Origin of the sequence: Salipiger abyssi (genome assembly GCF_017311415.1) — a bacterium.
GTDB classification, from domain to species: domain Bacteria; phylum Pseudomonadota; class Alphaproteobacteria; order Rhodobacterales; family Rhodobacteraceae; genus Salipiger; species Salipiger abyssi_A.
Genome location: NZ_JAEKIS010000007.1, coordinates 60,335 through 72,160, shown reverse-complemented (window position 1 = coordinate 72,160; position 11,826 = coordinate 60,335). Strand labels below are relative to the sequence as shown.

At 66.2% G+C, this 11,826-nt stretch carries 11 protein-coding genes; 5 read left to right on the top strand and 6 right to left on the bottom strand.

Translation table 11 applies throughout. The features are described from left to right. Window positions 1-26: 26 nt before the first annotated feature. On the top strand, window positions 27-578 hold the full coding sequence (locus tag I6N89_RS11405) for a TIGR00730 family Rossman fold protein (protein ID WP_207018573.1): 552 nt from the start codon (window positions 27-29) through the stop codon (window positions 576-578). 15 nt (window positions 579-593) lie between these two features. Here I6N89_RS11405 and I6N89_RS11400 read toward each other — a convergent pair whose 3' ends face one another. Next, window positions 594-2,543, bottom strand: coding sequence for a lytic transglycosylase domain-containing protein (locus tag I6N89_RS11400; protein ID WP_207018572.1), 1,950 nt, complete (start codon window positions 2,541-2,543; stop codon window positions 594-596). A gap of 135 nt (window positions 2,544-2,678) precedes the next feature. Here I6N89_RS11400 and dapA point away from each other — a divergent pair, with 135 nt between their 5' ends. The 4 genes from dapA (at window position 2,679) to I6N89_RS11380 (ending at window position 5,990) form a co-directional block, all read left to right on the top strand. Continuing rightward, window positions 2,679-3,554: a 4-hydroxy-tetrahydrodipicolinate synthase gene (dapA, locus tag I6N89_RS11395; protein WP_207018571.1), complete on the top strand. Its 876-nt coding sequence runs from the start codon at window positions 2,679-2,681 to the stop codon at window positions 3,552-3,554. A gap of 147 nt (window positions 3,555-3,701) precedes the next feature. Next, window positions 3,702-4,862 carry a serine hydrolase gene (locus I6N89_RS11390; protein WP_207018570.1) on the top strand — a complete coding sequence of 387 codons (1,161 nt, stop codon included), beginning with the start codon at window positions 3,702-3,704 and terminating at the stop codon, window positions 4,860-4,862. Between the two features lie 67 nt (window positions 4,863-4,929). Beyond that, entirely contained in the window at window positions 4,930-5,409 is a 480-nt protein-coding gene (lspA, locus tag I6N89_RS11385) for a signal peptidase II (RefSeq protein WP_207018569.1), read from the top strand. Between the two features lie 53 nt (window positions 5,410-5,462). Then, entirely contained in the window at window positions 5,463-5,990 is a 528-nt protein-coding gene (locus tag I6N89_RS11380) for a DUF3035 domain-containing protein (RefSeq protein ID WP_207018568.1), read from the top strand. A 90-nt stretch (window positions 5,991-6,080) separates the two neighbouring features. Here the strand turns inward: I6N89_RS11380 and I6N89_RS11375 are convergent, their stop codons facing one another. The 5 genes from I6N89_RS11375 to I6N89_RS11355 all read right to left on the bottom strand — a co-directional run bounded on the left by I6N89_RS11375 (window position 6,081) and on the right by I6N89_RS11355 (window position 11,649). Next, complete coding sequence (locus I6N89_RS11375) at window positions 6,081-7,415, bottom strand: NAD(P)/FAD-dependent oxidoreductase (RefSeq protein WP_207018567.1); 1,335 nt, start codon at window positions 7,413-7,415, stop codon at window positions 6,081-6,083. 20 nt (window positions 7,416-7,435) lie between these two features. Next, window positions 7,436-8,302, bottom strand: coding sequence for an ABC transporter permease (locus tag I6N89_RS11370; RefSeq protein WP_207018566.1), 867 nt, complete (start codon window positions 8,300-8,302; stop codon window positions 7,436-7,438). Continuing rightward, on the bottom strand, window positions 8,299-9,303 hold the full coding sequence (locus I6N89_RS11365; protein ID WP_207018565.1) for an ABC transporter permease: 1,005 nt from the start codon (window positions 9,301-9,303) through the stop codon (window positions 8,299-8,301). Before I6N89_RS11365 ends, I6N89_RS11370 begins: the two co-directional genes overlap by 4 nt. Continuing rightward, a complete protein-coding gene (locus I6N89_RS11360) occupies window positions 9,300-10,382 on the bottom strand; it encodes an ABC transporter ATP-binding protein (RefSeq protein ID WP_207018564.1) in 1,083 nt (360 codons plus the stop codon). Before I6N89_RS11360 ends, I6N89_RS11365 begins: the two co-directional genes overlap by 4 nt. Window positions 10,383-10,482: 100 nt before the next feature. Continuing rightward, the gene (locus tag I6N89_RS11355; RefSeq protein ID WP_207018563.1) at window positions 10,483-11,649 is read right to left on the bottom strand and encodes an extracellular solute-binding protein; all 1,167 of its coding nucleotides are present in this window, start codon (window positions 11,647-11,649) and stop codon (window positions 10,483-10,485) included. Between the last annotated feature and the right edge of the window lie 177 nt (window positions 11,650-11,826).

Below are 11,826 nucleotides of genomic sequence, written 5' to 3'. Positions count from 1 at the left end.
AACGGCAAATTGGATTCTCCCGCGCCATGACCCCCAAATCCGTCTGTGTCTATTGCGGGTCCCGCTCGGGCCGCTCTGCCGCTTATGCAAGCGCCGCCGAATCGCTGGGGCATGCGCTGGCCGCACAAAACTGGCGGCTGGTCTATGGCGCCGGCGATGTCGGGCTGATGGGCATCGTCGCGCGGGCCGCGCAGGCGGGCGGCGGCGAGACCTTCGGCGTGATCCCCACGCACCTGCTGCAACGCGAGGTCGGCAAGACCGATCTCACCCGCTTTGTCGTCACCGAGACCATGCATGAGCGCAAGAAGGTCATGGTGATGAATGCCGATGCCATCGTGGTGATGCCCGGCGGTGCCGGCAGCCTCGACGAGTTCTTCGAAGTGCTGACCTGGCGCCAGCTCGGCCTGCATGACAAACCCATCGTGCTGCTCGATTCCGAAGGCTTCTGGGGCCCGCTCAAGGCGCTGCTGCACCATATCGCCGATGAGGGCTTTGCCGATGCCTCGCTGCTCGATTTCGTGCAGAGCGCCGAGACCGCCGAAGGCGTAATGGAGATCCTGCGCCGGGCCCTCGGCTGAGCCCCGGCGCGGCGCTCAGTCCGTCGCCAGCAGCGTACCGCCCGTCAGTTCCTGACTGAACGGCACCGGCAGCGGGTCGCGGCCCAGCCGGGCGCGGTAGACCGGCAGGCTCTCGGTGACGCGCATCACGTAGTTGCGGGTCTCGTTGAAGGGGATCATCTCGATCCAGTCCACCACGTCGATCTCGCCCTTTCGCGGGTCGCCGAACTGCTCCATCCAGCGGATCGGACGCGACGGCCCGGCATTGTAGCCCGCCGCCATCATCACCGCATTGCCGTCGAAGCGCCGCGCGAGGCTGGCGAGATAGGCCGAGCCCAGCCGGGCGTTATAGGCGGGATCGTCGGTCAGCCCGTCATGGGAATAAGCGATATCGAGCCAGCCCGAGACCTCCTTGGCAGTGCCCGGCATCAGCTGCATCAGCCCGCGCGCGCCGGCGCCCGAGACGACACTCGGATCGAACTCGGATTCACGCCGCGCGATGGCCAGAACCATCTCTTTCGGCACCGGAAACTCGGTCTTCACGATATCGGGGTGCAGCGCGTAATAGGGTTTCGGCAGCTCGATGCCGTAGCGCGCGGCGCGCTTGCCCAGCATCACCTGTACATGCGGGCGGCCCATCTCGGCGAGCATGTCGCCCATCTGGCCGATCTGCTGGCGGTCGAGCCCCTCGGCCAGATGCGTCAGGAAACGCTCGCCGAGGCTCAGCTCACCAGAGGCGAGCAGCAGGATCGCCGCCTTGTAGACGCTCGTCTCGGTAAAGGGCGCCTCGCGCCAGTCGGGGAATTCCTCGGTGCCCGAGAGGCCGGGATCGGCGGGCAGACCGGCCTTTTCGGCGGCCAGCAGCCCGTAGAAAGAGGTCTGCCAGCGCGCGCCCTGCTTGTAGGCGGTCAACGCGCCCTCGCTGTCGCCCATCGCCTCCAGCGCCCGGCCCGTCCAGTAGCCGGCACGGCCCAGCGAGATCGGCGTGTCGACCTCTTCGCCATGGCCGCGGAAATGCGCCAGCGCGGTTTGCGGATCGTCGAGGAAGCGCAGCGCCAGATAGCCCGAAAGCCATTCCAGCGCGGCGAAATTTGCGCCCTCGCTGAGATGGTGGCTGGAGGCGACGCGATAGGCCTCGCGATAGTTTCCCTCCAGCATCAGCGCATGGGCGAGATCGTCACGGCGCCCGGCCCAGGCCCAGGGCTCTCCCAGGGTCTTGGCGCTCTGGGAATGCGCCAGCAGCAGCGAGACGGCATCGGCGTCGCGGCCCTTGCGCACCCGCCAGAGAAAACGCTCATAGGCGAGCCCGGGATGATCCTTAAGCGCATCGGGCACCGCCGCGATACGCGCATCGACGCCGGGATCCATGTCGCGGAGCGCGATTCGCGCCTCCGCCAGCTTCTGCCAGCCTTCGCTCACCAGCGGGATCATGGCGCGGGCATTGGATTCCCAGCCCTTCCACAGCGCCATGTCGAGCCGCGCCTCGTGATGCGGCTTCAGCAGCGTGCCCCATTGCGACAGAAAGCTCTGCCGTTCTTCGGCGGAGAGCGGCAGGGTCCGCCAGGCCATCACCACCTCGGCCTCGGCGGCGCCGGTCTCGCCCTCAGCCCGATAGGCGCGCGCCAGCGCCAGCGCGCCGGCGCCGGTCTGCGGGCGGTAGCCTTCGAAAAACGCGCGCACGATGCCGGCATCGCCGGATTCCGAGATCGCGATCTCGCTCTTTTCGCGCAGATAGGGCATGCCCGGCCAGTCGGGATTGCGAGCGATGAAATCCATGATCTGGCCCGGATCGCCCCGGCTGGAGCGCAGGTAATGCCACAGGATCACGTCGAGCGCAGCCTGCCCGTCACCGCGCGAATCGATCAGGGCGGCGGCCCAGTTGCCGCCGCGCATGGCATCCATGGCCTGGGCCAGCGGCCTGTCCTGCTGGGCGCTGGCCGGTAAGGTCGTGACGATCAGGAGGAGAAGGGCGCAGAGGCGCGACATGAGCTTGCAATTTCCGATCTGAAAAGGAATAGACGCGTGCCAGAGGATACCGTGCCGCCGGAATGCGTCCAACTCACATTCCCGGCAGATTGCGGTGTTCCGCCTGAGATAGAAACAGAAGCAAAGGAGCGTGTCATGTTGAAAGGGTCAATGCCTGCCCTGGTCACGCCGTTCAAGGACGGCGCAGTGGATTTCGACACGCTCAAACGCCTGGTCGACTGGCATGTGGAACAGGGCAGCCACGGGCTGGTGCCGGTGGGCACCACGGGCGAAAGCCCCACCCTCACCCATACCGAGCACGAGGCGGTGATCGCCTGCGTGGTCGCCGCCGCCGCCGGCCGCGTGCCGGTGATCGCGGGCGCCGGATCGAACAACACCGACGAGGCGATCCGCTTCGTGCAGTTCGCCGAGAAGGTCGGCGCCGACGTGGCGCTGGTGGTGACGCCCTATTACAACAAGCCGACACAGGCCGGCATGATCGCGCATTTCACCGCACTGCACGACTGCGCCGAGATCCCGATCGTGATCTACAACATCCCCGGCCGCTCGGCGGTGGACATGACCCCGGCCACCATGGGCGAGCTGGCGAAACTGCCGCGCATCATCGGCGTCAAGGACGCCACCGGCGATCTGGCGCGGGTCTGCGCCCAGCGCATCACCTGCGGGCCGGACTTCATCCAGCTCTCGGGCGAGGACGCCACCGCGCACGGGTTCAACGCCCAGGGCGGCACCGGCTGCATCTCGGTCACCGCCAATGTGGCGCCGAAGCTCTGCTCGGAGCTTCAGGAGGCGACGCTGGCCGGCGATTACGGCAAGGCGCTGACGCTTCAGGACCGGCTGATGCCGCTGCATCAGGCGATCTTTGCCGAGCCGGGGCTCTGCGGCGCGAAATACGCCATGGCGCGGCTTGGGCTGTGCAGCGAAGAAATGCGCCTGCCGCTGCTGCCGGTCACCGAACCCACCCGCGCGCGGCTCGACGATGCGCTGCGTCATGCCGGGCTTCTGAACTGAGGCCGTGCCCGGCGCCCAGGTCGCGCCGGGAGTATTTTCCAGAAAGATGAAAGCAGGCGAGCGCCCGACCGTGGCGCTCGCCTCTTGCGTTCGAGGCCCCGGCGATGTGCTGTGTCGAGAATGTATCACTGCAAGCGGCGCCCCCCAATGAAACCCATCCTGTTCTCCGCTCTGCTGACATTGGCGGCTGGTTTCGCGGCGGCTCAGTCCCCGGAAACAGTGCTGCGCGGGCTCTGGCGCGAGGGCGCGGCGGAGACCACGATTGCACCGGTCTTTCTAAACCAGGTGCCGCGCGCGACGCTCAACGACATTCTGTCGGGGCTGCGGACGCAGTTCGGCCCGGTGCAAGAGATCGCGCCCGCGCCGGAGGGCTACACGGTGATCACAGAGAGCCATCGGGTGCCGGCGCGGATCGGTCTGGACGCAGAGGGCCGCGTGGCGATGCTCTGGTTTGGCACACCCGAGCCGCGCGTCGCCGATCTCGCCGCCGCGGAGGCACTGCTGGCGGATCTCGGGCAGGACGTGGCCTGGCTGGCGCTGCGCGACGGCGAGACGCTGGCCGCACATCGCGCCGGAGAGCGGCTGGCGGTGGGCTCGGCCTTCAAGCTCGGCGTGCTCTCGGTGCTGGTCGAGGAGATCGCGGCCGGGCGCCGGGACTGGGCGGATGTGGTGCGGATCGGGGCGCGCCACCGCTCGCTGCCCACCGGACGGTTGCAGGATTTCCCCGAAGACGCGCCGGTGACGCTGCACACGGCGGCACTGGCGATGATCGCCGAGAGCGACAACACCGCCACCGATCTGCTGCTCGACACGCTGGGGCGCGATGCAGTGGCGGCGCGGCTGGGGCTCGCCCCCGGCGATCTGCTGAGCACGCGGGAATTCTTTGGGCTCAAGGCGGATGCCGATCTGCGCACGGAGTGGCTGGCGGCGGATACCTCCGACCGCCCTGCCCTCGCCGCGCGTGCCGCCCGCGTGCTGCCGCCGGTCGCGGCGGTCACCGGGCCGCATGTGGACGGGCTGGAATGGCACCTGCCGCTGGAACGGCTCTGCGCGCTCGGGGCGCCGCTGGCGGAGCTGCCGCTGATGCAGGTCAATCCCGGTCCGGTGCCCCCGGGCGCGCCCTGGACGCGCATCGCCTACAAGGGCGGCTCGGAGACCGGTGTGCTGAATTTCACCGCCTTGCTGCGCGACGCGGACGGGCGCGACTATTGCGCAGCGCTCACGGTGAACGACCCCGGCACCGTGGCGCTCGATGCCGCGATCGGCGCCTTTGGCGCCTTTCTGCGCGGCCTTGCCGCCACACCCTGAGCAGCGGCTTTCCATCGCGCGCCGCAGCTTGTAGAGCGGAGCGGGCAGAAACGGGCGGGGACGAGCGATGCGGACAGTGGCATGGGTGGCGGCGATCACCTTTGTGATCGACCAGCTGACGAAATGGCTGGTGGTGCATGTGATGTCGCTCGACACGCGGCTGGCCATCGACGTCTGGCCGCCTTTTGTCAATTTCCGCATGGCCTGGAACGACGGCATCAATTTCGGCCTGATGGGCAGCGGGGCGGAGGCGACCAAATGGATCCTGATCTCGGTCGCGCTCGGCATCGTGCTCTTCGTGCTGGTCTGGCTGCGCCGCGATCCGCCGGGCTGGCCCGGGCTGGTGGCCGCCGGGCTTCTGATCGGCGGCGCGCTCGGCAATGTGGTCGACCGGCTGCTCTATGGCGCGGTGGCGGATTTTCTCAACATGTCCTGCTGCGGCATCGACAACCCCTTTGCCTTCAACGTCGCGGATATCGCGATCTTTGCCGGCGCGCTGGGGCTGGTGCTGCTGCCCGGGCGCAAGCATGGGAAAAAGGGCTCGTGACGCGGCGGATCACATGCGTTAAAGCAGGACAAGGCAAGAACCGGAGGGTGACAATGAAGCTGTCGCACATGGTGTTGATGATGGGTCTGATCGGGCTCGCCGCCTGTTCCGGGCGCGAGCGGGATATCCGTCTGCACTATCTCAAGACCAATAGCGGGCAGCCCGAGGAATTCGCCATCGTTCCTAACAAGCCTTTGGAAACGCCCACGGATCTGAACGCGCTGCCGGCGCCTGCGCCCGGTGCCACCAACCGCACCGCGCAGACCCCGCGGTCCGATGCGGTGGCCGCGCTCGGCGGCAATCCCGCGCGGCTCGACGAGAGCGGCACCCCGCGCGGCGACAGCGCACTGATCAACCGCGCCTCGCGCTTCGGACGCGACGCTGGCATCCGCCAGCAGCTCGCCGCCGAGGATCTGGAGTTCCGCAAGCGCAAGTCGCTGTTCAGCTGGAAGATCGTGCCGGAAGACGAGTATTACAAAGCCTATCGCGCGCAGTGGCTCGACACCTACGGGGTGCTCGACGCGTTCCGCCGCGCCGGCGTGCGCACCCCCTCCGCCCCACCCGAGGGCTGGGAAGAGTAAGCGCCTCCCGCCCGACGCAGGACGCGGCGGCGGCGCTTTCGAAAACCTCTCTCCACAGCGCCGCCCGCAACCCGGGCGGCACCGGCACGCTCAGACCCAGTGATGTGCCTCATGCGCCTTGCCCTCGGCAAAGCGCGAGAAACGGAACGGAGAGAGATCCACATCCGGGGTCTCTCCCACGATCTGCTGCGCCATGACCCAGCCGGCCCCCGGACCGAAGGCAAAGCCATGGCCGGAATAGCCGCTCGACAGATACAGCCCTTCGGTCCCCGGCACCGTGCCGATCACCGGCACCATGTCGGGCGTGGCGTCGATCACGCCGCCCCAGCTCTCGGCAACGCGCAGTCCTTTCAGCTCGGGATAGGCCTCGGTGAAGGCTTTGAGTCCGCCGTCGACGATCCGCGGATCAGGGGACGGATCGTAGACGCGCGCGTGATGCGCCTCGAAGGGCGAGCGGCTGTCCAATGCCCATGAGCGCCAGGCGAAGGGGCCGTTGAAGAAGGACTGCCCGACGCGCAGATTCAGCTGTGCGCGCCGCAGCAGGAACAGCGAGGCGAAGGGCACGGTGTCGCGGAGCCCCATGGGGCTGAGCTCGATCCGCCCGCGTCCTCGCAGCCCGACCACATAGCCGCCATCGGTGCGGCGGCGGAAGGAAAACAGCGGGCTGCCCACCCCGCCGTCGAAGACATTGGGCCCCGGCTGGGTGCGGAAGGCGGTGCCGAAGACGCCCGATTGCAGAAAGCGCACGCCATGGTGACGCAGCATCATCGCGGACCAGGCGCCGCCGGCGAGCAGCACCGCGCCGGTGCGGATGCTGCCCTTTTCGGTCACCACATGCGAGACGCGCCCCGCCTCGGTTTCCCAGCCGCGCGCGGCGCAGTTCTCGATGATGACAGCCCCCTTCTCGCGCGCGGCGGCGGCCATGGCGGGCACCGCGATCCGGGGCTCGGCCCAGCCATCTTCGGGCGAGTGGATCGCCGCCTTCCATGTTTCGGCAGAGCCGGGGATCAGCGCCGCGACCTCGCGCGCCGACAGGATGCCGCCGGGCAGATCCAGATGGGCGTTGGCGTCGATCCAAGCCTGCCAGCGGGCGATTTCCGCATCGTCCTTGGAGACCACCATCATGCCGGTCTTGCGAAACCCTGCATCCCGGCCGATGCGCTCCGACATCTGCCGCCAGAGCCGCAGCGACAGCATCGCGAGGGGCTGCTCGGCGCTGGACCGAAGCTGCTCGCGCACCCAGCCCCAGTTGCGGCCGGATTGCTCATGGGCGACGCGGCCCTTTTCCACGACGGTGACGGAAACGCCGCGTTCGGCGAGGAACATCGCCGTGGCGATGCCCATGATCCCGGCGCCGATGACGACCACGTCGCTTTCGGCTGGCAGGGCTTCGTCACAGACGACGGGGTCGACAAAGGGTGGCATTCGGAGAGTGTCCTTTTCCGTCAGAGCAGTTCGGCGGCTTCAAGGCGCCGCCGCTCGCGTTGCAGCAGCTGCGCCCGCTTCTGCTCGCGCCGTTTCAGCCATTCGAAGACCAGCGCCGCGACGATGGTCAGCACTATGATCACCGTGGCCAGCGCCGAAATTGTCGGGTCGGAGCCCATGCGCACCCGCGAGGCGAGCACCGTGGTCAGCGTCTTGTCGGCGAGGATGGCGAAGGTCGTGGCGTTGTAGTTCTCGAAGGAGGTGAGAAAGGCCAGCATGCCCGAGGACAGCAGCGCCGGCCGCAGGAAGGGCAGCAGCACGTCGCGAAAGACCTGCGGATAGGTCGCGCCGAGATCCAGCGCGGCCTCTTCCTGCGACACGTCGAACCGTTGCAGACGCGCCAGGATGATCAGCATGCAGTAGGACGAGACAAAGCTCGACTGCGCCAGGATCGTCAGCACGGTCCCGTTATAGAGGGTCGAGCGCATGCCGAGGATGCCGGTAAAATCGCGCCAGAAGACCACCGTTGAAATCCCGAGGACAATGCCCGGGATCAGCACCGGCGCCACCACCAGGAAATAGTAGTAGGACCGCGACGTGCCAAAGAGCTGGGTCATGACCAGCGCACCCGCCAGCCCCATCGCCACCGACAGGACGGCGACGCTCAGACCGATGATGACCGAGGTCCGCAGACCCTCGAGCATCTCCTGATCCTGGAACAGCTCGGTGAACCAGTTGAGGGTGAGCCCTTCGATGGGCCAGACCTGCGGATAGCTGGGCGTGTTGAAGGCGGTCACCCCCATGACCGCGAGCGGCCCCAGCAGGAAGATGAAGAACAGCACGAGGTAGAAGATCACCACCCTCGAAGTAACGAAACGGGCGTTCATTTGGCGATCTCCCCGAGTTTGAGGCCCGCGAGCTTCAACACGGTGAAGACGATGGCGATACAGGCGAGCAGCAGGACGATGGCGTAGGCGGCCCCCTGCGGCCAGTCGAAGAGCTGATAGAAGCGGTCATAGACGATGGGCGTGAACCACAGCGAATTCGGCCCGCCCAGCACAAGCGGCGTGGCCACGGCGCCGGCGGTGAGCATGAAGCACAAGGTCATCCCCGAACCGATGCCGGGTTTGGCGTGCGGCATGACGATGAACAGGTGAATATGCCACCAGGGCGCCCCCAGATCGCGCGCCGCCTCGATCTGGTTGTGATCCTGCGCGTCGATGGCGTTGTAGAGCGGAAAGATCATGATCAGCAGATGCGAATAGCACAGCGCCACATAGAGCGCGATATTCTGCCCCAGGAAGTCGATCGGCTGACCGGTCAGCCCGATGCCTTGCAGGATACCGTTGAGAAAGCCGTTTTCCGCCATGAGGATACGGAAGGAAAACGCCCGCAGGATATCGTTGACCCAATAGGGGATGATCAGCAGCAGCAGCAACACCCGCAGTTGTTGGGCCTTGGCCGACTGCGCCATGTAATAGGCCAGCGGGTAGCTGATGGCGAAGGTGATCAGCGTCAGCGCCATGGAAATGCCGATGGTCGCGAAGAAGCTGCGCAGATGCAGCCAGTTCAGGCTCTCGGTGCTGGTGCGCGAGCCGAACAGGAACATCCGGTAATTGTCCAGCGTATAGACATCCTCGGGCCCGCCCACCTTGGAGGGCGGCAGTTTGTGGTGGAACGACAGATCGACCATGAACACCATCGGCATGATGAAGGTCATGATCAGCCAGAAGCCGACGCCGAGGATCAGATAGCCCCCGACCACCGCGCCGTTGCGCCGGAAAAAGCCGATCGCCTCCGGGCGGCGCTGACGGTCGTAGCGTACCAGAAAGAAGAACAGCACGACGACCAGTGCCGTGGCGATGAAAGTGGTGTCGAGATTGTTCATGCCGCCGGCGCTCCGGATTTCAGGACGATGGCATCGAGCGGGTTGAAGCTCAGCCCGAGATCCGCGCCGATCTCCGGCAGGCTTTCGTGATTGGAGGTCATGAGCGTCGCCGCGCAATCCTGCGCCAGCCCGGTGTCGAGCCCCAGATGGGTCATGCTGCCCTCGAAGGACAGATCATCGACCCGCGCCCGGAACGCATGGTCGCCGCCCGGCGCCGCGAGCCGAAGCTGTTCCGGCCGTACAAACAGCGTTGCCGCGTCGCCGACCCGGAAATCGCCACCGACGCGCCCGCTCAGCGCGCCCAGCGGCGTGTCCACCGTGCACATGCCGTCGGAGATCCGGCTCACCTTTCCGGGCAGCTCGTTGCTTTCGCCGACAAAGGAGGCGACGAAGGCGCTCTGCGGCTTGCTGTAGATCTCGCGCCCGGTGCCCACCTGCTCGATGTGACCGGCATTCATCACCGCAATGCGGTCGGACATGTTCAGCGCTTCGCCCTGATCGTGGGTGATGTAGATAAACGTGATGCCGACGCGCTGCTGGATCTCGCGCAGCTCGCGCCGCATGTGCTGGCGCAGCTTGAGATCGAGCGCGGACAGAGGCTCGTCGAGCAGCAGCACCTTGGGTTCCACCGCCAGTGCCCGCGCGATGGCCACCCGCTGTTTCTGACCGCCCGACAGGGCCGATATCTTCTTATGCGCATGCGGTGTCAGCGCCACCTGGTCGAGCAGCTTCATCGCGCGCTGCTCGCGCTCCGATTTGCCGACCCCGCGCACCCGCAGCCCATAGGCCACGTTTTCCGCCACCGTCATCATCGGAAACAGCGCGAGGTTCTGAAAGATCAGCGCCGTCGGGCGCTTGTTGGGACCGATCCCCGCCATATCCTTGCCGCCGATCCGCACCACGCCGGCGCTGGGTTCGGTAAAGCCGGAGATGGTGCGCAGCAGCGTGGTCTTGCCGCAGCCGGACGGACCGAGGAAGGAAAAGAATTCACCGTCGCGAATGTCGAGATTGGTGTCGTGGACGGCGGTGAATGTGCCGAAGGTGATGCGCACCTTTTCCAGTTCGATTGCAGTCGTCATGGCTGGTCCGGTCTACTTTTTGTCAGAGGGAGGTAGGGGGTTGGGAAAGGCCACGGCCGGCCACGGCCGCGCCCCTTCCCGTCATGCTGCCGGACGCGGATCAGGCGACCCGGAACTTCTCCGCATATTCGTTGCGGATCGGGTTGAACCATTCCGGGCTCGCCGGATACCACCAGAGCTTGTCCAGGGCATCCTCGGGATAGGCCTTGTCAAACAGCTCCCGGTCGATCTCGGGGGTGAATTCGGCAGCGCCCTTGACCGGCGAGTTATAGCTGGCCAGTTCCGCGATGCGGCCCGCGATCTCCGGGTTCTGGGTGAATCCAAGGAAGGCATAGACCTCGTCCACGTTGCGCGCGGCAGCGGACATGGCAAAGCCGTCCATCCAGGTCAGCCCGCCCTCCTGCGGCGCCATGAAGCTCATCGGCTGGCCCTGCTTGGCCATCTGCTTCACCGGCCCGTCCCAGGTCTGGCCGATCACACAGCCGTTTTCGCTGAACCCGGCGCGAATGGTGTCGGTGCTGTCCCAGAACTGCTTGATATTGCCCTTGCGGGCCACCGCGTAGGCCAGGATCTCTTCGTAGATCTTGCGCATGGTCTCGGGATCTTTGTAGGCATCCATCATCCGGTTCGAGGGCAGCTGGCCCGACGCATCCAGAAAGAGACCCAGCCCCAGAAGCGCCGAGGTCGGACGCACCTGGGCACGCCCGGAATATTCATCGCTCCAGACCAGGCCATAGCTCGCATCCGCATAGCTCAGATCAGCGACGCTGTTGTCCCAGGAAAGCCCCTCGGCGCCCCACATATGCGGCAGGTGATAGAGCCCGTCCCAGCTCCAGCTGTCGGACGAGGCCTTGAGCAGACCGGGCTGATAGGCATCGAGGTTCACGCGCGCCTCGTCGAAGGGTTGCAGCACCTCGATATACTGGAATTCCGAAGCGCGGTTCACCGAGGGCATCACCAGGTCGAAGCCTTCGCCAAAGGTCGCCTGCATCTTGTTGATCGCTTCCTCGTTGGACGAGAACGGCGTCTTGTTCACGGTGATGCCCGTGGCCTCGGTAAAGGCGGTCATCACCTCCTCGGGCAGTTCGGCGGACCAGCACAGGATGTTCAGCTCGCCGCTATTGGCAAAGGCCCGTTTGACATAGAGCGGCGCCAGCGCGGCACCGAGCCCGAGGCTGGTGGCGCCACGCAGCAGGCTGCGGCGGGTAAAGGCTTTGGCGGCAGAGCCCGCGAGGGCGGTCCCGTTGGAACTGTCTTTCTTTGTCATCTGTCTCACTCCATGTTGGCGCAGCTCTGCTGCGTGAATTCGGTTCGGGCCTGCCGCGCTTCGGTCGAGGCATTGGGGATCTTGGGATCCCCCTGCGGTTCCAACCCGATAATTCTATCTAGCAGAATGCCTTGCTGCTTGATAGAATGCTGACCATTGGACGCCGCGACCGTCAAG